The organism is Paenibacillus sp. FSL R5-0923 (genome assembly GCF_038009145.1).
Lineage (GTDB): Bacteria > Bacillota > Bacilli > Paenibacillales > Paenibacillaceae > Paenibacillus_AQ.
This window is the reverse complement of record NZ_JBBPAT010000001.1, coordinates 2788531-2813618: the sequence shown is the minus strand read 5'-3', so window position 1 is coordinate 2813618 and position 25088 is coordinate 2788531. Positions and strand designations below refer to the sequence as shown.

General features: G+C 43.4%; 20 protein-coding genes, 1 pseudogene and 1 riboswitch. Of the genes and pseudogenes, 5 read left to right on the top strand and 16 right to left on the bottom strand.

Annotated features, from left to right (window positions below):
• Positions 1-31: 31 nt before the first annotated feature.
• From MKX35_RS12425 to mscL, 4 genes are all read right to left on the bottom strand, one after another.
• Positions 32-1285, bottom strand: coding sequence for a bifunctional 3,4-dihydroxy-2-butanone-4-phosphate synthase/GTP cyclohydrolase II (locus tag MKX35_RS12425; protein ID WP_076284543.1), 1254 nt, complete (start codon positions 1283-1285; stop codon positions 32-34).
• Between the two features lie 62 nt (positions 1286-1347).
• Positions 1348-2016: a riboflavin synthase gene (gene ribE / locus MKX35_RS12420; RefSeq protein WP_042190280.1), complete on the bottom strand. Its 669-nt coding sequence runs from the start codon at positions 2014-2016 to the stop codon at positions 1348-1350.
• 101 nt (positions 2017-2117) lie between these two features.
• On the bottom strand, positions 2118-3218 hold the full coding sequence (gene ribD, locus MKX35_RS12415) for a bifunctional diaminohydroxyphosphoribosylaminopyrimidine deaminase/5-amino-6-(5-phosphoribosylamino)uracil reductase RibD (protein WP_042190282.1): 1101 nt from the start codon (positions 3216-3218) through the stop codon (positions 2118-2120).
• Positions 3219-3434: 216 nt separating this feature from the next.
• Positions 3435-3610: riboswitch (FMN riboswitch) on the bottom strand.
• 248 nt (positions 3611-3858) lie between these two features.
• Entirely contained in the window at positions 3859-4263 is a 405-nt protein-coding gene (gene mscL, locus MKX35_RS12410) for a large-conductance mechanosensitive channel protein MscL (protein ID WP_076299560.1), read from the bottom strand.
• Positions 4264-4621: 358 nt separating this feature from the next.
• Between mscL and MKX35_RS12405 the strand changes: the two are divergent.
• Both MKX35_RS12405 and MKX35_RS12400 read left to right on the top strand, forming a co-directional pair.
• Positions 4622-4705 (top strand): annotated as a pseudogene (locus tag MKX35_RS12405) (DNA-binding response regulator); the annotation flags it as partial.
• A gap of 38 nt (positions 4706-4743) precedes the next feature.
• Entirely contained in the window at positions 4744-5847 is a 1104-nt protein-coding gene (locus MKX35_RS12400) for a sensor histidine kinase (protein ID WP_076299559.1), read from the top strand.
• A gap of 81 nt (positions 5848-5928) precedes the next feature.
• On the opposite strand, the gene MKX35_RS12395 is transcribed toward MKX35_RS12400, so the two are convergent.
• Positions 5929-9372 carry a collagen binding domain-containing protein gene (locus tag MKX35_RS12395; RefSeq protein WP_076299558.1) on the bottom strand — a complete coding sequence of 1148 codons (3444 nt, stop codon included), beginning with the start codon at positions 9370-9372 and terminating at the stop codon, positions 5929-5931.
• A 280-nt stretch (positions 9373-9652) separates the two neighbouring features.
• Here MKX35_RS12395 and MKX35_RS12390 point away from each other — a divergent pair, with 280 nt between their 5' ends.
• Positions 9653-10411 (top strand): YwaF family protein, encoded by a 759-nt coding sequence (locus MKX35_RS12390; RefSeq protein ID WP_076299557.1) that lies wholly within the window; start codon positions 9653-9655, stop codon positions 10409-10411.
• 57 nt (positions 10412-10468) lie between these two features.
• On the opposite strand, the gene MKX35_RS12385 is transcribed toward MKX35_RS12390, so the two are convergent.
• The 5 genes from MKX35_RS12385 to MKX35_RS12365 form a co-directional block, all read right to left on the bottom strand.
• Positions 10469-10900 carry a peptidylprolyl isomerase gene (locus MKX35_RS12385; protein ID WP_076299556.1) on the bottom strand — a complete coding sequence of 144 codons (432 nt, stop codon included), beginning with the start codon at positions 10898-10900 and terminating at the stop codon, positions 10469-10471.
• 145 nt (positions 10901-11045) lie between these two features.
• A complete protein-coding gene (gene lysA, locus MKX35_RS12380) occupies positions 11046-12380 on the bottom strand; it encodes a diaminopimelate decarboxylase (RefSeq protein WP_076284538.1) in 1335 nt (444 codons plus the stop codon).
• Between the two features lie 127 nt (positions 12381-12507).
• Complete coding sequence (locus MKX35_RS12375) at positions 12508-14121, bottom strand: spore germination protein (RefSeq protein WP_076284655.1); 1614 nt, start codon at positions 14119-14121, stop codon at positions 12508-12510.
• A 629-nt stretch (positions 14122-14750) separates the two neighbouring features.
• The gene (locus tag MKX35_RS12370) at positions 14751-15176 is read right to left on the bottom strand and encodes a stage V sporulation protein AB (RefSeq protein WP_076284537.1); all 426 of its coding nucleotides are present in this window, start codon (positions 15174-15176) and stop codon (positions 14751-14753) included.
• Complete coding sequence (locus MKX35_RS12365; RefSeq protein WP_076284536.1) at positions 15173-15835, bottom strand: stage V sporulation protein AA; 663 nt, start codon at positions 15833-15835, stop codon at positions 15173-15175. Before MKX35_RS12365 ends, MKX35_RS12370 begins: the two co-directional genes overlap by 4 nt.
• A 323-nt stretch (positions 15836-16158) precedes the next feature.
• Here MKX35_RS12365 and MKX35_RS12360 point away from each other — a divergent pair, with 323 nt between their 5' ends.
• Positions 16159-16374 (top strand): lasso peptide biosynthesis protein, encoded by a 216-nt coding sequence (locus MKX35_RS12360; protein WP_341044463.1) that lies wholly within the window; start codon positions 16159-16161, stop codon positions 16372-16374.
• 319 nt (positions 16375-16693) lie between these two features.
• On the opposite strand, the gene MKX35_RS12355 is transcribed toward MKX35_RS12360, so the two are convergent.
• The gene (locus MKX35_RS12355) at positions 16694-17677 is read right to left on the bottom strand and encodes an alpha/beta fold hydrolase (RefSeq protein ID WP_076299555.1); all 984 of its coding nucleotides are present in this window, start codon (positions 17675-17677) and stop codon (positions 16694-16696) included.
• A 258-nt stretch (positions 17678-17935) separates the two neighbouring features.
• Between MKX35_RS12355 and MKX35_RS12350 the strand changes: the two genes are divergently transcribed.
• Positions 17936-18487, top strand: a complete 552-nt coding sequence (locus MKX35_RS12350) for a glycosyl hydrolase 53 family protein (protein WP_371916566.1) — start codon at positions 17936-17938, stop codon at positions 18485-18487.
• Between the two features lie 54 nt (positions 18488-18541).
• On the opposite strand, the gene MKX35_RS12345 is transcribed toward MKX35_RS12350, so the two are convergent.
• The 5 genes from MKX35_RS12345 to MKX35_RS12325 form a co-directional block, all read right to left on the bottom strand.
• A complete protein-coding gene (locus tag MKX35_RS12345) occupies positions 18542-19588 on the bottom strand; it encodes a glycoside hydrolase family 53 protein (protein WP_305953486.1) in 1047 nt (348 codons plus the stop codon).
• A gap of 2 nt (positions 19589-19590) precedes the next feature.
• Complete coding sequence (locus MKX35_RS12340) at positions 19591-20469, bottom strand: carbohydrate ABC transporter permease (protein WP_042190304.1); 879 nt, start codon at positions 20467-20469, stop codon at positions 19591-19593.
• A 24-nt stretch (positions 20470-20493) separates the two neighbouring features.
• Positions 20494-21384, bottom strand: a complete 891-nt coding sequence (locus tag MKX35_RS12335; RefSeq protein WP_042129685.1) for an ABC transporter permease — start codon at positions 21382-21384, stop codon at positions 20494-20496.
• 247 nt (positions 21385-21631) lie between these two features.
• Positions 21632-23335, bottom strand: coding sequence for an extracellular solute-binding protein (locus MKX35_RS12330; protein WP_076299553.1), 1704 nt, complete (start codon positions 23333-23335; stop codon positions 21632-21634).
• A gap of 109 nt (positions 23336-23444) precedes the next feature.
• Entirely contained in the window at positions 23445-25085 is a 1641-nt protein-coding gene (locus MKX35_RS12325) for a response regulator transcription factor (protein ID WP_076299552.1), read from the bottom strand.
• Positions 25086-25088 lie beyond the last annotated feature (3 nt).

Below are 25088 nucleotides of genomic sequence, written 5' to 3'. Positions count from 1 at the left end.
TCATCTACCCTTCGTTTTTTATTGTGTGTGATTATACTTTCGAATCCTCATTTTGTTCAATGTCGTCAAAAGACAGCAAATGCCCAAGTTTCGCCTGCTTCGTATGGAGATAATTAGTATTATCCTTATTCTCCGGCATTTGAATTGGCACTCGCTCAACAACTTCCAATCCATAACCTTCCAACCCTTTGATCTTTCGAGGATTGTTCGTTAAGAGACGAATTTGACTTATACCTAGATCCTTCAGAATTTGTGCTCCAATCCCGTAATCACGCAAATCTGCTGGAAAACCAAGCTTTAGATTGGCATCTACAGTATCGAGTCCTTCTTCTTGAAGCTTGTAGGCTTTAAGCTTATTAATAAGACCAATGCCCCTGCCTTCTTGACGCATATAGAGCAATACGCCTCTACCAGCAGCTTCGATCTGCCGAAGCGCTGCTTCAAACTGGGGACCACAATCGCAGCGATGGGAGTGGAATACGTCACCCGTCAAGCATTCGGAATGTACTCGTACTAACACTGGCTCATCACCGGAAATATCGCCCTTCACCAATGCTACATGTTCTTTATCATCCACTTCATTTGTATAGGCAATGGTCTGAAACTCACCGAAATCGGTAGGCAGACGTACAGACACCTCGCGATTGACGAGCTGTTCCTTCTCGTTCCGATAGTGAATGAGGTCTTTGATGCTGATCAACTTAAGATCATGCTTCTTAGCAATCTCAACCAGATCAGGCAACCGGGCCATCGAGCCATCTTCTTTGATGATTTCACAAATCACACTGGCTGGATATGCACCACACATACGGGCTAAATCAACAGCAGCCTCTGTATGTCCGGAACGGCGCAGTACACCGCCTTTTTTCGCAATCAGCGGGAACATATGGCCAGGTCTACGGAAATCAGACGGCTTCGCTTTAGGGTCAATCATGGCCTTTACAGTCAAGGATCTTTCCCCTGCTGATATACCAGTAGTTGTATCTATATGGTCAACCGATACAGTAAAGGCTGTGCCGTGATTATCTGTATTGTGACTGACCATAGCCTGTAGTTCAAGCTCTTCCGCACGCTCAGCGGTAATTGGCATGCAGACCAAACCACGCCCCTCAGTGATCATAAAATTGATGACTTCTGGTGTCGCCCGTTCAGCAAGAGCTATAAAATCCCCTTCATTCTCACGATCTTCATCATCCACCACGATGATGACTTTGCCGCGCATTAAATCATATATCGCTTCTTCAATCGGATCCAAGACACTATCCTTCTTCGATTGTTCGCTCATGATCCTATCCTCCTAATAGCTTTACGAAGGATTATTCCCTTCTTCGTAAGCTTACTCATTATTTAAACAAATCCGTTTGCCGCCAAGAAATCACGACTAATCCCGGAGCTGCTATCACTTTCTTCATCTTGTGCAGCTGAGCCATAATGAAGAAGATGATCTACATATTTGCCCAGGACATCACACTCAATATTCACACTATCTCCTGCCCGCTTATAAGTTAGCACAGTTTCCCCTAACGTATGCGGAATAATGGATACAGTAAGCGATGAAGCCGTCGTCTTTACTACTGTTAAGCTAATGCCATCAATCGTGATCGACCCTTTAGGGATGATATATTTAAACAGCGATTTGCGATCCGGCGCAATCTCATAAACTACTGCATTCTGATCACGCTTTACGCTTTTGATGACAGCAGTGCCATCGACATGTCCCTGAACAATATGACCTCCAAAACGACCACCGGCTGCCATTGCTCGCTCCAGATTCATTCGACTGCCAGGACGTAGCTCCTTCAAATTACTGTTTCGATAGGTCTGAGGCATGACATCCACTGTAAAATAGTTCTCGCCTAAAGCTGTCGCTGTAAGACAGACGCCATTAACCGATACGCTATCACCAATCTTCAAATCATCCATGATGACGGAAGCGGCAATGTTCAGCACCATCATTTCTCCACCGGTGGAGACACTTCTCAGAGTGCCAACTTCTTCGACTAATCCAGTGAACATGCTTTCCCTCCTAGGAGTTTTGTGTGAGTAACACTTCTCCGCTATCTCTCCGAACAAAACTTGCTCCGGAAGCACACGATTAAGTTTTGTAACCATTTACTTTAGCGTACCGGAGTACCGCTGATACATACATTATCTCCGAGCACTTTTACTTCCAATCCCTCCAGAGAAATCGCATCCTTCATTAGCTCTATACCAGGAAATACGAACGTCCCTTTCGCTTCAGCACCACCGCCAACAATCTTTGGAGCGAAAAAGAGAATCACTCGATCAACTAGCCCACTCTCCAGCATCGCACCATTTAGCGTGCCTCCGCCTTCAAGTAAAATCGATCCGATTTCCATTTCACCGAGTGTTACCATAGCAGCCTTCAAATCCACCCGTGGTCCTGCTCCGCTAACAATGATTTGCACACCTGCTTGAAGAAGTGCTGCTTTCTTTTCATCATCTGCGGCTTCAGTTGTCACGATGATAGTAGGCGCTAGACCGTCACTTACAACTGCTGAATCCAAAGGAATACGTAGTCCAGAATCAATCACAATCCGTATCGGATGAATACCCGGCACTTCCGTTCTTGTCGTCAGTGAAGGATTATCTGCAATCACTGTGTTCACACCGACCATTATTCCCTGATGCCGATGCCGCAGCGTATGTACGATCTCCCGCGCTTCACCATTTGAAATCCATTTACTGTCACCAGATTTGGTAGCTAGGTTACCATCCAGCGTGCTGGCACTCTTGAGCGTAACAAAAGGCTGTTTTGTCAAAATATACTTGATAAAACGCTCATTCAACCGCAGCGCACGTTCTCGCAGCAACCCTACTTCTACTTCAATGCCATGCTCACGCAGCATTTGAACGCCGCGACCCGCAACCTGAGGGTTAGGGTCTTCACAAGCGACTACCACTCTGGCTACTCCCTCGTCGATCAGCCTTTGGCTGCAGGGCGGAGTCTTGCCATAGTGACTGCATGGTTCCAGTGTTACGTAGGCAGTGCTGCCCTGTGCTTGGCCAGCCGCCATATTCAAGGCATGAACCTCAGCATGACCTGTTCCGCGCTGCAAATGAGTTCCAAGTCCAATCATCGCTCCATTCTTTACAACAACACAGCCAACAACAGGGTTAATTCCCGTCTGTCCTTGGGCCCGTTCTGCCATATCCAGCGCTAACGACATATAAAACTCGTCATTCATATTATCCATCTCGTTCCCCCTATCCACTTACTGTCTATCTGATGCGTAAAAACAGAAAAACCCATCTCATTCTCCAGGAGGAGTAAAGATGGGTTATGCGAGAGTTTATCGGCAGTCCAAATAAAAGTGTGCGTAAATAACCGTCAAACGACGGCAATTGTGAAATATCGCACATAATAAATGAAAACACTGCAGTCCACCTGTCTATTACAGACAAGCGGTTAACCTCTCCTTCTTCCATCCAGACTATACTGTCGGTCCCGGAATTTCACCGGGTCCACCGTTCGCGTCAACAACGCGAGCCGGGTAGCGGACTAAGTGTGGTAGATAAACTTAATAAATAAGCACTCTACAACAACATCACCGCCGGTAGGGAATTACACCCTGCCCTGAAGGATTGATCCTTTATTTAATTGAGGTTCAACTTTTCCTTACTAACAAAATTATCACTTACACCTTCGAAATGCAAGTGCGTTTTATATATTTACTTAAAATTTGTAACTTAATTCTGAGAGGTATGGTGATTACTAGAAGAAACGACATGGTTATACATAGCCTGCAAATGTACAGTTAAAACCCATTCCATACATTTACATAACAAAAGAAAAAGCGCCTGGACTGTATCTCCAGGCGCTTTTTCTTTTCCCAATTACAATCCGCGTTCTTGTTGTTTCAACAAATCACGAATTTCCGTTAGCAACACGATATCTTCTGCGGGTGCTGGCGTCTCCACCACTTCAACTTTAACGGCTTCTTTGCGCTGGAATTTATTAGCCAGTTTAATCACCATAAAGATTGAGAAGGAAATAATAAAGAAATCAACTACCGCCTGCAAAAATTGCCCATAAGGGATAAGCAGTTCATTATGCATAACCATAACACTTAGAGCCCGATCCTTCAGATCTATACCACCTGTTATCAAGCCAACAATTGGCATAATGATGTCAGATACTAATGAAGTCACAATCTTACCAAAAGCTGCTCCGATAACGACAGCAATGGCTAAATCTAGTACATTTCCTTTCAGGGCAAAAGCTTTAAACTCTTTCCACATCTTCCAATTCTCCTCCAACCTATTGAATTTGAAATTATTATAGCATAGCCGCTTCCCAAATCTTAAGGCTTGTTAAGAAACTATTAAGTTTACTTTTTACTTTTACATGCCGCCATTGGGAAGTTCGCCTGTTTCATCTTTGGTATGTGGACGGTTTTATAATAGCCTTAAGTTTTTCAAAGAGCTAAACAAACTGTTTCCCATCGATCCTCGCCAGCCTTCAAATAAGGATTTCAATCGAGAATATTGTATACTTCTTGTAGTACGGACGGTATAGAGGCCTGTATAAAAATTCGGGAAACACAAAAATTCCCGATCTGCCAAGGGTCAGGAACTAGATAAAATCACTGGACTCAGTAATACACTCATCGTACACATTCGAAAAATCAGAGAAAAAATTGAAGCTAATTCAAGAAAATCACAGTATTTAAAGACGGTATAGGGCGTTGGCTACAAACTGGAAAAAGGAGGTTCTTCTAGATGAACTTTAAAAGATTCGATACCTTATCTTGGAAAATAGTTGGCTTTAGCCTAACGAGTCTAGCTCTTACAGCAGCAATTTTATTGGTCGGCTATTATGGGACATCCCTTTTGCTATGGCTCAATCCTTCTCATTCCTTCTGGGGCGTTAAACTCATCCGCTGGGTGACCAATAACATCGGTTCTACTCCTATAGTGATTCTTATTGGGGTTCCTTTATTTATTTTTTTCATCCTGAAGCTATCCAGAAATACAACAAGCCATCTTCATAACATTTCAAGCGGGGTTCAAGCGATTGCTGACGGCAACTTATCTTTCAAGGTACCAGTAACAGGAACGGATGAACTCGGTAAACTCGCCGAAAATATGAACCTCATGGCGGGCAAGCTAAAATCCGCTATAGATGAAGAACGAGCAGCAGCGAAAGCCAAAAACGACCTAATCACTGGTGTATCCCATGATCTTCGAACCCCTCTAACTTCTGTACTGGGATTCCTGGAATATGTGGAGAAGGATCGTTATAAGAACGAGGTTGAGCTGCGTTATTATGTGAATATCGCCTATGAGAAATCCCTGACTCTTAAAAAGCTAATCGACGATTTATTCGAATATACACGTGTTAGCAGCAACGGGCTTCCCCTTAATATGGAGCCTGTAGATCTCGGCAAGCTGCTCGAAAAGCTTGTCGAGGAATTCGCTCCCGTATTGGAGCAAGCGGATATGACCTACCGTATTCATACGGATATGGGCCCTTTAATTATCCATGGTGATGCGGACGAGTTAGTACGATTATATGAGAATCTATTTACCAATGCGGTTAGATACGGTAAAGAAGGTAAGATTCTAGATATTTCCGTTTATAGAAAAGATGACAGTGTGATTGCTACATGCACGAATTACGGTAACCCGATCCCTGCCACGGACCTCCCCCACTTATTCAAGCGATTTTATCGTGTAGATAAGTCACGTTCCAGGGAGACTGGCGGAAGCGGCTTAGGACTCGCGATTGCCAAGAGCATCACAGAGCTCCACAGTGGAACAATTTTAGCCAAAAGCTCACGTAAACAAACCGAATTCGAGACTTCCTTCCCTGCGAGTGAATAGATTCTGAACACAAACAAAAGCACCCGACTATAATCACGCCGGGTGCTTCTTTCCGTTCAATTTCAAATCATACTTATTCACTTACTTTAAGTTTCCTCCACGTCTAAATACACGGTTTAGAATATAGCCTATGGCTATTAATCCAATACCTGTCATGTAGAGCGGCACAGGGCTACTTTCTCCCGTCTTTGGAAGCTGAGGGGCACTTGAAGTGCTGTTGTTGACTGTACCTTTCGGAACTTCCTCATCAACAATGTCGACTTCACCCAAAGGGACATTTTCATCTGTAATAACTAAATCAGGAGTTCCTACTTCTTCTGATGTCGCGGATTCCAGATCGGTCGTATTCCCAGGGCCAGCAGGTACTGCCGGATCATTGATGATTACTCCTGGCACCAGCGAACTCGTAGGTGTAGGTGTTAACGGACCTCCTGGGGCTCCTGAGGTTGGTGTAGACGCAGGTCCTGATGTCGGCTCTGTTGACGGAGTAGCCGTCGGTTCCGATGAAGCTGCTGGTGTTGCGGTTGGGACTATAGTTGGTTCTGGCGTTGTAGTAGGCGTAGGCTCAACTGCTTTTTGATTCGTAATTACGAGTTGATTCGTTGATGAAGAATGAATGGACACTGGATGCTCTTTAGGATCAAGTACATAGCCACTAGGAGCTGTCGTCTCAATCAATACGTAGTTACCCAACCATAATTTATTGAATGTTACTGTACCAGCGGAATCTGTGGTTAAGCTATTAATAAATACCCGGTCTGAGCCGTTAAGGCGATAGAGTGCAAAAGTTGCATTTGCCAGCGTCTTCAAGTTGTCCTCTGCATCCAGCTTCTTGATCATCAAGGAACCTCTAACCCCGCTACCTGATCCTGATCCACTCGACACACCGACGATAATTTCTTTAGAAGAATCTTTGCTTATTTCGATAACATTAAATCCACTGAAACGAACAGTATTAATAACTTTGTCTCCTGTATTCGCCATAATCAGGGATTGATAGTCGAGAATATAAGGTTTACTAATCTCCTTGGCGAAGCTTAAATCAAACGACTGCTTGCCGTCTACATCTGTTTTTATTTCTAAGCTGTAATCGATACCCTGAATCAATTCAGGTCCGCTTTTTGTTACATCCCCATTTTCAGCTACGATTGTAGGATACAGATGGAATGAATCCTGCAGCAGAATCTGATTAGCGCTAGGAGTATCGTTGATTAACGCATTCTTCACAGTAGACTGACTACGATTAATTTGAATGCTCCAATCGATTTTTTCGCCATTCTGAACACCATTTTTCAAGAGATATTCGTCTCCATAAGGAATCTTTACGGTAGCGTTCAAATCCTTGGATACCTTTTTTGCCCCATCATAGAGATTGGCTTTATTATCAATAGAAGTGCCAATGACTTTGCCTTCAAGACTTGTATGAAATTCTATATAATAAGCGGATTGAATAGCATCTGTAAAAGAGAGCTTCAGCTCATTATTACCATTAACACCGTAAGTGTATTTGCTACTGTTTACCTCGACACCTTTCGTTGGGTCTCCATTCTTAGCAACATTCATGGTGTATACTTTCAGCGATCCAGGAACCAGGGTTTGACCCGATTTCAAAATATCCACGACTTCTGGCTCTGCAACCGTTTTGCTATTATAATTGACCCCTAATGTCCAAGCTAATTCTTTAGTTGAAGCATTATAAGAACCAAACTTCAAACCATTGCTTTTCGCTTCAGTTCTTGGAATAAATAGCCCTTCTGCTTCTGTTGTGCGAGGAATTTCGGACGTGTCTAACCAGTCCATCCTAACCTTGTTATTGAAATTTTCAGTATTAGACCAAATCCAATCCTTATTAAATTCCGTTGTATAGCTAATCGTATAAAGACCAGTAATCTGCGAATTAAAGACAACCTTGAATCCTTTATTAGCCTGAACAGGAGCATTGTAAACCAAACTATATTTGGAAGGATTCAATACATTCCCATTAGAATTTCTAATTACGAGTGATTCCGGAATAAACTTCAGTCCGCCAAACGGGAATGACTCCGTAACTTCAACCTGACCCATTGGATAGTTATCACTGTTTAATGTGACTTTCCATCCAACCGTTTTATTCTGATAATCTACGCCTGATAAGTTCTTATACAAAATGGCTGACCGTATTAAGCGTGTAGCTTCTCCAGTATAGGTACTGTCCGTAACTGTATTAGTGATTATGGTATCTTCAAACACACGCTTTACAGCTTTGGTCTTATATTCGATTCGATAAGGAGATGTTACATCTTGTTTAAATTGTAAGGTGAACCCTGACTTATTCACGTCTGAAGCTGCAACTACAGTGTAATCAATATCCTTGGTCAAAAGATTACTCAACGTTGCTGTACCCGCTGAATCCAGTTGCACCGTGTATACTTTTATAGAATTGGCTACTAACGCTTGAGAATCATTAAACAAATCCTTTAGTACAGCATTTCCTTGCGGAATCGTTTTTTTATTATAGTTATATTCGATTGCCCAGGAAATGATTTGATTGCTCCAGTCATATCCGCTAGAGTACTTGTTCAAACTTCCTCCTCGTTCTACTTGAACAGTAGCAGAAGAACTTGCAGGAACTTGCCCATCTCCTGTAAAAGTCGCTGTATTCGTGAAGCTTAGCCGATGCTCATCAGTAATAGCTGTGGAGTATTCAATACGGTAAGCACTCGAAATCGCAGGATCAGTGAAATGAACATTTAACGATCCTCCAGTGAACTCTGTAGAATATTTACTGGTATCGAGTAGTGCGCCTTGTGTTACCGAACCGTCCAACTGGATACTCAGTTGATACACACTCACAGTAACCGGAGTGCTAAGTGACAAACCTGTTGGTATAGGGTCCGTTACGACTGCATTTCCAACAGTTTTTAATGATTTATTTACGTCAACAGACCATAGAATATGGTCTGCATTAAAACCCTGAGGAATCCCCCTCTTCTCAATGGTCGATCCTACATTCGGTTTAAAATTCACAGTAACCGTCTGAACACCACCACTCACCGGAAATAAAATCTGCTGAACAGTACTTCCTGAGATTTTTTGTTTATCAAACTTAGTATTGATCCGAAGCGTTCCTTGCACATCATCATGCGTTTCTATGTAGTCGTTAAAGGCCATTGTTACTTGGTGTGATAACTGCTCAACTGTAAAAGTTCCTACATCTCCATCCTCTGAGACCAACAAGCCGCTAATATCATTAAAAAGCTGAAACTGCTCTGGAAGCTGAAAGGTAAAGGTGTCACCTTGCTTGTACGGATGAGCTTTAGGAATAGACCACGTATAATCTAATGTTACATTAGCTTCTTGCTCATAGACGCTATCCGTAACCGTCTGCCCGTCTTCACCATATACAGCCATTGAGACACTGGTGATGATATTCCGCTCTTGATCGATTGCCGCTGCTTGTACTTGTGGAGTGAACCCGATGCCATAGGCATATTGCGCTACAAGCATCAGAATAACGATCATCACACTTATTCTTTTCTTTAACATTATCCTAAAGCCTCCAATTCCTTTTCCAATTTGATTTTTCTATGTTTGTATCCCCTCTTGAAGCGTAATCTCTGCCATTCCTCATGCTCGAATGCTTCTTATGTAATTCCGCGCCCATTGCCCCATCTTATGTTAAAATAATGAAAAGCCATCCTTTTGTGGGTTAGCTGACAGAATGCATACATATATAACCATTTTATGGATGTTCAGAAACAGAAAATATCAAAAATTTACAAAGTTGTTTTTTGAAGTGCTTTTTAGGTACGAAGGAGGTTGGTTCATGCATCTTTCATCTTATTTTGATCGACAGCGTACGGAGGATTTCATTATGTTCTCCCCTTCACATTGGATTGCTCTGTCTATCATTACATTGGTCTGTATACTGTTTTACAGTTTAAGATTCGAGATTCGGACTGATGTGAGACTTCGGCAAAGTGTGCGCTTGCTGCTGATTATTATTCTTTTGTTCTCAGAAACAGGACTTCAAATATGGTACCTCTCTCAAGGCGTATGGCAATCCAGTAGCTCACTCCCGCTCGAACTATGCGGAATTACTTTACTACTATCCGTTATCATGCTGATCACTCGCAGCCGAGCACTATATTCCTTTCTGTATTTTGCTGGGATTGGTGGAGCATTCATTGCTTTACTCACACCGAATCTGGTCTATCCATTCCCTCATTTCCGATTTCTACTGTTCTTTATAGCACATGGTGGTATTGTTCTCGCTTCTCTTTATATGACCTGGATTGAGGGCTATAAGCCCACTTGGAAATCCCTCCTGTTCACCATGCTTGGACTAAACATTGTGGCCGCTTGTGTGTGGATCGCCAATTACATCCTAGGATCTAACTACATGTTCTTATCTCATAAGCCCAGCACTTATTCTGTATTGGATTATTTCGGGCCTTATCCTTATTACCTGCTTGTTGAAGAGTTGTTTGCCTTCATTGTGTTTCTGCTCATGTATTTGGTATTCTTCTGGGTGCCAGAGCAGCGTAAATCGAGACGTAAACGAATAAGCCGGATTCCCTATTAAATAAGAAAAGGCCAGCCTCCGATAATCCGGAGACTAGCCTTTTTAAATTAAGAATTCTTAAGCTTCGATGATTTCTATCGAAGTCATTTTGTCGCGTCCTTTGAAAGTATCAACAAGATCCATACCTTCAACTACTTTACCGAATACAGTGTGAACTCCATCCAAGTGTGGTTGCGGTGCATAGCAGATGTAGAACTGGCTTCCGCCTGTGTTCTTACCCGCATGTGCCATAGCAAGTGTTCCGCGCTCGTGCTTGTTTGGGTTGATTTCGCAGTTGATTGTGTATCCTGGACCACCAGATCCAGTTCCGTTAGGACATCCGCCTTGAGCTACGAAACCAGGGATAACACGGTGGAATGTCAATCCATTGTAGAAACCATCTTTTGCTAGCTTTTCAAAGTTAGCTACAGTGTTTGGTGCATCTTGATCGAACAAGTCAATCAGCACTACGCCGCCATTTTCAAGAGTAATTTTCGCTTGCTTTGCCATATGTAAATGACCCCTTTCAAAATTAACAAATTTAGAATACCTCAATTATATTACTATGAAACTACGCACAAAGCAAAGCAAGCAGGAGTAATTCCTGCTTGCTCTTTATGCCTTACCAGTTTTCCCTACCTAACATTAACGGCTGTTACTTAGCAACAGCAGCTTGTTTAGCGATACGCTCAGGAACAATATCGTTGGCAATAAGATCATTATAGCTTTCGCGACGCACTACAAGATCGCTGTGTCCGTTCTGAACGAACACTAAAGCCGGACGACGAAGCCGGTTGTAGTTGCTCGCCATGGAGTAATTGTAAGCGCCTGTGCAGGCTACAGCCAACAGATCGCCGCTTTCAGCCTCAGGCAGCTCTACATCCCAGATCAGCATATCTCCGCTCTCGCAGCATTTACCAGCGATGGATACAGTTTCTGTAGCCTCTTCATTCGCACGATTAGCAAGTAATGCCTCATATTTAGATTGGTACAATGCAGGACGTGGATTATCAGTCATCCCACCGTCAACGGCAACGTACTTACGCACGCCTGGGATATCCTTGTTCGTACCTACTGTATAAAGTGTAGTACCTGCATCTCCAACAATACTACGGCCCGGCTCCACCCAAATTTCAGGCAAAGCATTATAGATTCCAGCAAAATGAGTCTTCACGGCATCCGTAATTGCAGTTACATATTCAGAAACATGTAATGGGGTATCCCCCTCAACATAACGAATACCGAAACCTCCACCTAGGTTTACTACACGGAAGTCCACTTCCAAACCTTCTTTAACACTACGAGCAAAACTCGCTACACGTTCAACAGCAAGCTGGAATCCATCCGTTTCAAAAATTTGAGAACCAATATGGGAATGTACGCCAAGCAGCACTAAATTCTTTTTGCTGACTGCCGCTTTAACTGCTTCATAAGCTGATCCATTACCGATATCAAATCCAAATTTGGAATCGGTCTGGCCTGTTGTTATATACTCATGCGTATGAGCTTCGACACCTGGTGTCACACGTAACAAGATGTTAACCTTAACTTCTTTACGTGATGCAATCGACTGCAAAAGATTAAGCTCTACCAGATTATCGACTACAAAACAGCCGATCCCGGCATCAATCGCCATTTCGATCTCTTCAGACGTCTTATTGTTGCCATGAAAATGAATGCGTTCTGCAGGAAAGCCAGCTTGCAAAGCAGTATAAAGTTCGCCATCAGATACAACATCAAGCGATAAGCCTTCTTCATCAGCCAAACGAACCATAGCCATTACTGAGAACGCCTTACTTGCATAAGCTACTTGGAACCCAAGTCCAGAGGATTTAAAAGCATCCATATATTCCCGGCAACGTTGTCTCACCAATTGCTCGTCCAATATATATAGCGGGGTTCCATATTCCGCCTTCAATTCAGTTACATCACATCCGCCGATCTCCAAATGCCCAGCATCGTTAATTCGGCTAGTACCGTGTAGAAACATTCTTTAGTCCTCCAATTTCTGTGGAATATCAAGGTTCCACCCTGTCTTTAGTGTATTCAGTATAACAGACAGTGGGAACTCCATTGAATGGACTAATTTGCAGTAGTTTTGTATTTTCCTACGATTGTTAATCATTCTTTTGAGTAGGCGGCACCCTTGTATTGTCTCTAGTTTTGTTGAAAGACGGCCTTGTCTTCGAGCTTAAGACTGGCTTACGCACTAGAATTTCACTCATTGCCTTTGCATTAAAAGGTATAAACGGCCACATATAAGACGAGTTATAGGAGCGATGGGTAGTAAGGAAAATAGTCAGTAGCGTCGTGCCAATCATAAATCCTGGCACCTGGAATGCCGCTACGGCAACTAGCAACGCAAGCCTGACGATTCGATTCGCAAGACCCAGCTCATAACTCGGGGTTGCAAACATACCAATGGAGGCTACAGCCATATACAGAACTACCTCGTTTACAAACAAACCACTCTGAACCGCTATATCGCCAATCAATATAGCTGCAATCAGACCCATCGCTGAACCTAAAGGCGTTGGTGTGTGTACTGCAGCCATCCGCAGTAAATCAACCCCAAGCTCCACAATTAGAAACTGGGCGAGTATTGGAATTCTGGCGGTCTTTTGAGGTCCAATGAAATCCAGCATAGCCGGCTTTAGTTCAGGATGAATGACAAGCAACATCCATAGCGGCAGCAGGAACATGGACGCAAATATACCGATGAAACGGACCCACCGCAAGTACGTTCCCATAAAAGGAGTCTGACGATTCTCCTCTGCATGCTGACAAAGATCAAAAAAAGTAGTCGGAAGAACAATAACAATTGGTGAGGTATCTACAAACAGTATTACCCGTCCCTCCAATAAATTGGAAGCTACGACGTCGGGGCGTTCAGAATAACGCACCATAGGATATGGATTCCATCCACCGCCGATAATCGCCTCCTCTAATTGTTTATCTGCCAGAGGAATACCATCAATATCAATGCTTTTGATTTTGTCGATAACAGACATAACCTGTGTTTTATCAACGATATCATCAATGTAAGCCACGCATACATCTGTTTGTGTCCGTCGTCCAACCCGAAATAGCTCATATTTCAGCCCTGGATCTCGAACCCGTCTTCTGACAAGCGAGATATTGCTCAGTAAAGTCTCTGTAAAACCGTCGCGCGCACCGCGCACCACCCGATCAATCGAAGGCTCGGCTGGACTGCGACTAGGGTAAGAACGAGTATCCATGATGATAACTTTGTTCTCACCTTCGACGAATAGCACGCTCAAGCCTTCAAGTACCTTCTCGATACTTTCACTTAAAGAATTCCCCTCTTCCACCTGGATGTGAGGGACATATTCATTCATAAAGCTAGACAGCACACCCGTAGACAGATTCTCAGAGGTGAGATAGGTCAAACGTTTTAGAATATCATCGGTCACATCTGTGTTGGTAAAACCACTTAAACAGAGTAGAGCTGTCTTATGTCCGCCAAAGGACATCTGTCTGAACGTTACATCAAAGCTTGTGCCCAGTCCCATTACCTCAGTAAGTGTTTGTTTCGTATCTTGTAAGGACATTGGGATTTCATCATTACCTTGCCAGTAAATGACGGATTCTTTTAATGAGTTGGAGTGCTCGCGATCTCGTTTCTTCTGTAGCTTGCTGCTTCCCTTTTTATTGCTGTCTTGTGACTCTTGTTGCGCTTGCTTTTTAGATAGTTTGGACTTTGGCGTCACTTTGGCTTGAGATTCTTCCCCGGACTCTGTTGCGGACTCTGATCCGCCTGCTTGTTGGGTATTCTGATCTTGCGCCTCATCTTCGGATTCCGAGTCTGAATCTAAGCCGAATAACCTGGCAAAAAATCCTTTACTAGGCTCATTCTGTTCCTGATTCCCGAGCTCATCTGACGCCTCTGCATCCTGCTGCCCGGAATCCGGCTGTGCAGCTTCAGCGCTTTGCTCTTCTGCCCCTAGCTCATCCGATGCCTCTGCATCCTGCTGCCCGGAATCCGGCTGTTCTGATGCTTCAGTGCTTTGCTCTTCTGCCCCTATCTCCGCAGATGCCTCTGCATCCTGCTGCCCGGAATCCAGCTGTTCTGATGCTTCAGTGCTCTGCTCTTCTACCCCTAGCTCATCTGATGCTTCTGCATCCTGCTGTTCTTGACTCGGATCAGCTGCTGTAGTATTTTCCGCCGGATCTGCGTCTTCACTGGTCATAGAAGCTCCGTTAACCTCGGTATGATCATCAACTAGATCCTCTGCGGTATTCTTCATTGCTGCGGCAGCCGCAGCGTTTTCTTCCTGATGATCCTCTTCTGGCACAGAATCACCGCTGTGAATAAATTTGCTCATTCCATAACCCCCGTTTACTGTCGGTATACAAACCAGTCGAACAAAGAACCCGCGACCTTCCCGCTTACCATCGCCATTAACAGCCCGAACAAATAATGTGTCATGTTCAAGCGTTTAGCGAGTATCGGCAGCACATTTAATACCTCGGTCAATGCTGCAGCGAGCATCCCGACAAAAATCCCGTCAAAAAGTCCTATACCAAGTTCAACTAAAGGACCTGAGGATATTTTCCAATTCCAAAAATCACTTACGGTTCCTAGCAATGATCCAACTACCATCGCACCCTCGTACCAATGTACTTTATCGTAAGAAGAAGTTAATTGAGCCAGACGGGGCACCATGTCGAGAACCACAAATAAAGCGATCACACCGCCACCTACAGCGATCCCCCCTGCAATACCCAGCAGCAAATTCAACCCTAGTGTTATAGGTGCCGTCATCTTCCGTCCTCCACGTTCTCTGGTTGATTTTCTCCACGGCGCCTCATTTTGCTATACTCCTCATTGATGACGTATTGGTCGATATTTTTCTGATACAGGTACATTTCCACTTCTAGCGGTGTAGGCTCTTCATTCCACTTTTTCTTAAATAAATGGTTGAAAAAAATGACCATTCCAAAGCCGATTCCTACAGAATACGCAATCTGAAATACAACCGGATGTTCATCCCGATGACCGGTTATCATCTCCACAATTCGGATTTGAACCTCCTGCATGTTTACATCCGCATGGAAATTCATGATGGTCAGCGCAGATCCGAAGAACAGCAGCAGCCACACTAAGACAAACATCGCTACTGAAGGCTTCCGCCTCTCCACCGAACTTTCAATCTGCACAATCGTTCTGCCTTCACCAATCGGCTCAATGTCCGCTTCGGGCACCAGCTCATAAATGCGGGGAATAACCATCAGAAGGTCAATCAAAATTAGATTGCCGTCACTTTGCTCTGGTTTCATTAGCAGAATAGATTCCAGCGACTCTTTCAGCTCTGGCTCCGCGATCAAAAATGCAATATCACCCAATGTGACACCTTTACCTTTGGGCACCGTCACCCGGTTCTTAAGCTGTATATAGATGGCGGGAGCAGAATGTTGTTTCATCCGCATTCCTCCTAAAGGTTGTGGTCAAGTAGCTCCGGTGCAAGATAACGGTAGTATGGGAGTAAAGCCTTATTTTTACTCTTGTAGCTCTGAATCAATTTCCAAAGATGCTGAAATGTTGAATTTTTATTGGTATCGGGAATGCTTACCCCACCTTACAATCTTGTTATAAAAGAGAAAGGGAGGAGTTTTATGTAAATGGATACAAACATCTCTTCTTAATGGGTATTGTTGTTTAAATCCTAATCTGCGGAGGCTGCTGTGGGAAAATTTGAAGCGAGGTCGCGGAAGAGGTAATTTCCAACCATTCTCAGTAAGCGGCAATCCATAAGACGTTTTTCCTGCTGAATGACGACTTTAAGAAGAACCCAAATCCAGGCGTTTGTCATCTACTATCTTCCATCATGTATGTGATGCTTAACGAACAAGGCATTGAGTCGGAGCTTTGCATCGGAGAAGTTCAGCGAACGGATGAACCGTATTTCGATCATTCCTGGATCGAGATTGATGGAAAGGCTTTTGACCTTTCAATCCAGTAGTCGTTAGATAACGAGCAAAATTCCCCCATTTACGCTGGATTTGATTTGAACAGCGGTATTTTGTCAATTAGATTGTGTTTTGGTGGACATGTTTTTTTTGAGGCGTAAACGGCGCTTTATTTAGCTGAGGAGCAAGATGTGACCATTGCTATATAAACAGGACAAATCTTCCTGTGGAAATCTGCTTAACTATGATGGGTCATTTACGAATAGAGAAATGTCTGGCAAAGAACTGCAACGGAGTTTTTGCGGCAGCACGTTACAAAAGTGTTCAGCGAAGGCCATCGTATGAAGTTGAGAGAGCTTGCTCCCTCATGATTCACTCCAAAGCAGCAGAGTTGTTTAAGAACATGTTCACGTCAGCAGATATTTGCTTATATTGGGTCCAATGCAGATAATGATGCCCTTTTAAGATGATGAGCTGATGCTGATCCAGCTTACGGAGCTGATCCTCATAGAAGGTTAAATTAGATTTCCCATCGGCATTCACTTTATCACTTGGGGGCGTAAAGATCATTACAGGCAGACTTGGCGGAAAGACCATATCCTTTGTAGCAGCAATATTGTTCTTTATTTCCCTTGCTTCATTCACTACATTCTTATTATAGGCTTTCCATGCGGTAATGATTTGGGTCATCTTTAGATTTTGAACAGTATAAGTACCTTCATCGGCCTGTGGTAAAACAATGCCCGGACTGATATAGGACGCAAGTCTTGCCAACCCGCTCGGAACGACCAAGCTCATATATTTGGGCATAGTGGGAACAGGTTCCTTAAAATAGTCCACGGCTTGCGGTAAGGTGATATCGATTCCAACGATAGCTTTGATTTCGTCGGGATATTTATTGGCGTAATACATACTATAAATTCCGGAAATAGAATGAGGCATTAGGATATAGGGACCATCTATCTTTGCTTTTTGCAACGCGCTCCTAAGTTCCCCTACGATGTTCTCCACCGTTCGTTCTTTATCGGTCATATCACTCCAGCCATATCCAAAAGGTTCTACAACGACTACTTTGTGATGGTTGGCCAACTCGTTAATTAAGGGTTCGAAGTCCAATACAGGTGAAATCGTTCCCAGTCCGCTTAACAAAACAATGGCGCTACCCTCCGTCCCCTTTGTATACACATGCATTTTCTTTCCATCTACTTCAACATATTGACCCCATGCAGGGTATTTCTTGTGTTCGTACCTTGAAAGCACTTGATTCACTAACACAACTATTAGCATAGTTGCGGTTAAACCCAGCACAATGTTTCGAATCATCCTTGTAAATCTAAACGTTCTCTTCGTCTTCATTTTAGCGTTGCTCCCTTTACAAAAGATTGGATAAGTAGACATCCTTGTCACTCATCTTCATATTAATTGTAGAAGACAAAGGTTAAAATGAGGTTCTTTGATTGTTTAAATTCTGGTTAAAAAATCGGCACAAAAGCTGTCATTACTCACCAGACAGTCAGAAGGTTACGATGGGCGAAGAAGCTTATTGATTTTCAAGAGAATTAGATTCTACCAGAGCCATAAATTATATATGCTGACGGATAATCTAATGGCGTTATTCCGGAATGGGTACAGGTAGGGAACGAGACGAATAATGGAATGCTTTGGGAGGATGGAAAAGCTTCTGTAAGTATGAGTAATTTTGCCGCGTTGATCAATTCAGGATATAGTGCAGTAAAAGCGGTCAGTAGTAGTTCAAAAGTCATCGTCCACCTCTCTAACGGCTACGACAATTCCTTATTCCGCTGGATGTTTGACGGTCTGAAGTCTAACGGTGCCAACTATGATGTGATCGGCATGTCACTATATCCCACTACAAGCAACTGGTCTACACTGAACGCTCAGACATTAACGAATATGAATGATATGGTTGCCCGGTATGGTAAAGAGGTGATCATTTCAGAGGTCGGCATGGACGTTAGTGCTCCAACAACGGCGAAAGCTTTTCTTACCGACATCATTAGCAAAACAAAATCGGTAAGTGGCGGCAAAGGGCTTGGCGTGTTCTATTGGGAACCGGAGAGTTATGGTACATGGTACGCTTACACAAAAGGTGCCTTTGATTCTTCTGGTAAGCCTATGGTGGCTTTAGATGCCTTTTTGAATTAAAAAAGAAGACAGCCACGGTGCTTAACCATTGGCTGTCTTCTTTTCTAATAATCTTTAGAAATGGAGCGAATCCAGTTTCTTGCCTTCAAAATCAAACAGAGCTAAATTGGACCACCCATTCTCATGCCCAACAGACCATTCCTTTTGCGAAGGAATCCAAGCAGGCTCCCAGTAATAAAAGCCGATTCCTTTTCCGTTAGGTGTATTCTCAATTACGTTTATGAAATCCTTCATATACTTAGCTTGACCCTCTTCTGTGGCTGGATAACCATCATGGAGCTGGGCTTCCTCATTCACAATTACTGGAAATCCTTCAGGTGCATTCAGTGTCCATGGATAGGCTGTTTCCACCACAATGATATCCTTGTTATAACGCAGCGCTAATTCGTTCAGGTTAAGCTGTAAGTCGTCCAAAGTACCATGCCACCAAGAGTAGAATGATAATCCGATAACATCATAATTTACACCATGTTCTAAGAAACGATCAAAAAAGTTACGGCTCGCCGGATGATCAGCACCCCGGTCAATATGGATCATGATGGACAAGTCAGAATCGACGGATTTCGCACCCGCTATACCTGCTTTAACTAGCGTAGTGAACTGCTCCCACTGCTCCGGAGTATCACAATCTCCATCAACCTTGCCTTCTCCCCATAACATGCCTGGCGTAATTTCATTACCGATCTGCACCATATCGGGCAGTGTGCCTTGGGACTGTAAAGCTTCAAGGGTCTCGCGTGTATACTCATACACGGCGGATGTCAAACCACTGAAGTCAAGTACCTCCCAAGCTTTTGGCTTCCATTGGTTAGCTGGATCCGCCCATATATCTGAATAATGAAAATCCAGTAGAAAATCCAGCCCTGCTTCTTTGATCCGCTTTGCCATAACCAGCGTCCGTTCCAAATTGCAAAAGACACCTGGAGGGTCATTCCAAATCCGCAGCCGTATGGCATTTACTCCATTGTCCTTAAGGATGTGGAGTAAATCCTCACCTTCCTCAGCAGTCCGAACAGAGCGACTATGGAATTTGCCTCCACCCTGCTCTATTTCATCCAAAAACGAGATGTCCATTCCATTGATAAATGTCATTATCATCATCCCTACTCCTTTACAGAACCAAGTGTCATTCCTTTAACAAAATACTTCTGCAAGAATGGATATACGATTAGAATAGGAGCAGCCCCGATAAAGATTTGCGCGGCTCTAACCGTTGTCTGCGAGATTAATTCCATCTCCTTCGGATTAATGCTCATGGAGCTCATATCCCGTTGAATGATAACGGTCTGCAGAAAGGTCGCCAGCGGAAACTGCTTAGAATTGTTCAAATACAATAGTCCATCGAACCAGGAGTTCCAGTGGAACACCATACTAAACAGTGCAATCGTCGCAATCGATGGTAATGAAATCGGTAAGTAAATGCTGAACAAGGTACGGAAATGTCCTGCACCGTCAATTAGCGAAGCTTCCTCCAAATCTTTAGGAATACCGCGGAAGAAGTTCAGCATCAGAATTACCAAGAATGTATTCACCGCACCTGGCAGAACGAGTACCCAGAAGGAATCCATTAAGCCAATCTTTTGAATAACAATATAGAATGGAATCAGACCACCATTAAACACCATGCTGAACACGAACAACCAGGAATAAACATTCCGGCCTTTGAAGGCTGAGTTTTCCTTAGATAGCGGATAAGCTGCCAGAAAAGTAATCAGAAGCGTAAGTCCGGTTCCGAGTACAGTTCTTTGTACGGATACCCATATAGAGTGTAGGAATATCGGATTATTCATTGTCTTTTTATAAGCTTCCAGAGAGAACTGCTTTGGCCACAAGCCCACCAGATTGGCATCAGCCGCAGACTTGGCACTGAAAGATACAGCTAATACGTGAATCAGAGGAACAATACACATGAGTGCGAGTATGATCAGAAAACAAGTATTGAATATGTTGAAAATACGATAACCTCTAGTTTTGTAATACATAGGTCTCCCTCTTCCATTGGTAGTTTAGAAAATGCGATATCCTGCCCATTTTTTAGCCAGACTGTACGATACAAGGATTAGGACCATACTAATGGCTGACTTGAACAGTCCGATTGCTGTACCAAAGCCCATCTCACCATTCAGAATAGCTGTCCGGTATACGAAGGTGTCGATAATATCGCCTTTCTGATAGACCAGCGGATTGTAGAGGTTAAAGATCTGGTCAAACCCTGCATTCAATACATTTCCGAGAGCCAGAGTACCTACCACAACAACCATTGGCAGTAGAGAAGGCATTGTGATAAAACGTGTCTGTTTCCAGCGGGTTGCACCATCTATTTCAGCAGCTTCATATAATGAAGGGTTAATTCCTGCTAGAGCAGCCAGGAAGACGATCGTGTTATAACCAAATTCCTTCCATACATCTGTGAGAATGACCGTGAACCTGAACCAGTTATTATCACCTAAGAAAAATATGGGTTTAATTCCCATACTGCCGAGGATCTGATTGACGAAGCCATCTGTAGCAAGCAAATCTAGCAAGATCCCGCCAAGGATGACCCAAGACAAGAAGTGAGGTAAATAAACCAATGTCTGAATTGTACGCTGTATATAAACCTTGCGAATCTCATTCAATAGAATGGCGAACACAAACGGCACAGCCAGATTGAAGATCATCTTCAGAACGGCAATAATCAATGTGTTCCAAATGACCTGCATGCTGTCATTACGTTCAAATAGATAGCGGAAATTATCTAATCCAACCCACGCTGATCCCGAAATTTTTAGCCATGGCTTATAATCCTGAAACGCCATCACAATTCCGCCCATCGGTATAAAGCTGAAGATGATCAGGAATATCATCGCCGGCAGCAACATTAAGTGAAATGGCCATGTTTTTTTAAGTGTTCTCATCCTTGGTCCCCCATATCGTGTCAAGTTCTTCTGTAACCATACTCAAATTATAGCAACGACAGGATTCCCCAAATAGCGAGCAAAACCAATATATATGGTACAAAACCAATCTCTTTACCGTATAGAAACAGAAGCTAATTTATACAAATTCGGATAACCGCTAACGCAAAAAGAGACGGTTCCCACAGCTAAATAAACAGCTGAGGAAACAGTCCCTAATTGTGCTACTTATACCCTTAACAGAGCATTATTTTACGCTGTCATACCATTCATTTACTTCTTTAGTGATTTGGTCGCCGCCGCCTGATTTCCAGGTCGCTACGAAGGTATCGAAAGCTTCTAGTGGCTTGTTGCCATAGATGATCTCATTAAACGTTTGGTTCTCGATTTTGTTCAGATAATCCATCTTCGATTTCATAGTTTCAGTAGTAGGACCAGTGAACATATTTTTGAAGGATTTATCCTCTTGTGCCAGCAGAACCTTTGCAGCCGCAGGGGTATCCTTACCATAGTTCACAGCTACATCCTTCTCCAAACGAGTGGTTGGTTCAGCACCATCTGCAAGGTTAAGAAGAGCTTTCATTTGGGCATCCGGAATCCGGGCACCGTCACGAACCAGCATATAACGAACGCTGTTCACATAACCACCAGCAATTTTATCATTTTCAATCATCTTACCGTTTGCATCTAGTTCATAGTCATATCCTGCGAAGAGGCCATTATCCAGCTCGCTACCAGGCTTAGGATCAGCGAAGTTATCGAACAGATAGTTTTGATAGGTGAAGAATGCTTCTGGATTTTTCATTTTAGTGCTAATCAGAGTTACACCGTTGGTGAACTGTGTACCATGACGCATAACTTTACCATCTGGTCCCGCTGGAATTTCAATTGGAGCCCATACAGCATTCGGAGCATTCTTCACAGTATCCTGAAGCGGCCAACCGCTCATCCAGTAAGGTCCTGGGAGAATACCTGCTGTACCCGCCACTGCTGGCTCAGCTGTTTTGTTCTCATCCCAAAGTGCTGCTTCTTGAGGAATATAACCCTTTGCGAGCCATTCCTTCATTTTTTCCAACCCTTGCTTCATACCTGCATTTACAGAACCGTATTCCAATTTACCATCAGCATCAAGATTCCACTGCTGTGGAAGAGTTCCGTAAGCACCGAAGATCCAAGAAGGATCGCCCATCCAAGTGTTCATCGATGTCTTAAAGCCGATACTGAGCGGAGTTACTTTATCTGGTGCCAAGCCATCAGGGTTCTGATTCTTGAAGGCATCCATAACCTTTTCCAGCTCATCAATCGTTTTAGGTGCTTGCATATTTAGCTTGTCTAGCCAATCTTGGCGGATCCAGAGAATGTAATCATGGTTGTACGCGTAATCAAGTACAGGAAGACCCATTTTTTTGCCATCGCGGCTGTATTGGTTCCATACGTTAGGATCCTGTGCCATGGCTTCTTTCCAAGTAGCTGAGGCGTATTTATCGAACAGGGTCCCCACTTCAGCATACATACCGGAATCGATCAAATCCTGAGCAATCGTGCTATCACCTGTACCGATCGTTACAACATCAGGCATTTCCTGACCAGATGACATCGACAGGCGTAGCTTGGTTCCAAAAGCACCATTCGTATCTGTGATGGACCAAAGTGATTTAATATTGATGCCGAACTTTTCTTTTGTCCACTTCGTAGCAACGTTATTCTCAATGCTTTCCCCGTTCTTGAATTTAAGCTCAGGGTCAACACCCCATACCGTTGTAATGGTTACCTCAGGATCATATTTATCCTTGTAGGCGTTTTCAGAATTAGATGTTGTATTGGTAGTCGTATCACCGGCTGTATTCTTTCCATCAGCGGCATTATTGCCCGAACAACCTGCGAGACTACCTACCAAAAGCATACTCATACACAGGAGCGGCAGCCATTTTTTTCTCTTCATCGCGCTCATTTTGTTCCCCCTTAGATTCCTTAAGTGTTGGTTATGACTTAATTATAGGGAACGAAGATGATGTCGAATACGTCATTTAAACAAGGTTTCTGCACCTTTCTCAACCTCTCTATCCGTCACGAAATTCATTTGGTGTCATATTGTAATGCTTTTTGAACATTTTGCTGAAATATTGCGGATTCTGATATCCGAGTTCGGTAGTGATTTCATAGATTTTTTTATTCGTATTCTTAAGTAAATAAAGTGCACGTTCCATCCGCATGCGGATAATATAGTCTCCGAGCCCTTCTCCTGTCTCTGCCTTATATATTTTAGATAAGTATACGGGGTGCAGATACACATGATCCGCTATCGTCTTCACCGACAGATCATGCCCAGAATGGTTTCCTACCAGCTCATGTACCTGCTTTATAATGTAACTTTTCGTGTTCTGATCACTTTCTGAGAGTTCCTTCTGAAGCTTGTTTAGCATATCGAACGCCCAGTCCTTCAGCTTGTCAAAAGAAACAATGATGCTCTGAGTCAACATCGGATCGAACGCATATTGGTCGATTTGTGAGATGAACTGCCCCCCTTTGTGAGCAATGTACATGAATGCATTAGTAATGGACAGAAAGACTTCATACAGATGCTCACTTGAAAAGCGTGCATTCTCCATATCTCGGAACACATCAGCTATCTTCTGACGGGCTGTATCCCATTGCTTAGATTCCAGCAAATGAATGAGCGTTGGCGGACGATAAAGACTTTCGAGTGATTTGATGCTCATCATCTCCTGAAGATGACGATCCCCCAGATAAAGTACCGAGCCTGTTTCATTATGTGTTGTCAAATACATTGAACTTAAGCCACTTCGATAGGCAGCCGTCATCCCTTCGGGAAAAGTAAACCACTCCGTTACGATAAGCGATATCTCACCCTTCAGGTAGTTACTCACACTAATTCTGAAGTTAGCAATCGCTGACTTAAGGATTTGTTGTCTCGCAGCATCGTAATTATTCGACTTCTCTAACTCTCGCTGGATGACTGGCTTCAGTTCCACAAGCAAAATTAAACAATCATGTGGTGCTTTGCAAAACCAGACATGGAACTGCTCCTTAAAGAGCTCCTCGGCAATATTGCCGATGGCATATTCCATTAGGGAAACCGAATGATGATCCATTGCGGCGTAATGTTTACCCAGCTGAATCAATAACATCGCCGCTTCAACATCTGATTCGAAAGAGATTTCATATTCCTTAAGCTTTAATGCAAGTGTCCGCTCAGACAGCACTCTACCAAGTAGTAACTCATGCATCAAGTTGGCCCGCAAAACACTGTAATCGGCTTTGCGATTATAGAGTAGCAAATGATATTTATCGTGTGCCTCCCATTCGTCTTTTAGAGACTCAATCGCTCCGGAGATACTATTGATAAATTCCTCATCACTCACTGGCTTCAAAATATAATCAAAAGCCTGTAGCTGAATCGCCTTCTTAGCGTACTGAAAATCAGAAAAACCTGTCAGCAGAATCGACCGGATATCCGGCCATCTCTCGCTCACCGTTTCAATTAATTGCAAACCGGACATTCCAGGCATCGAAATATCAGTAACCATGATATCTATGTCCTGCTGTTCCAATATTTCCAGAGCCTCGGCACCCGATGCCGCCTGATGTACTTGCTTTACGCCAATCTCGTCCCACGGAATCGTGCGGGCCAGACTTTCTGTTACATAAGGCTCATCATCGACTAACAATATCTCTATCATCAT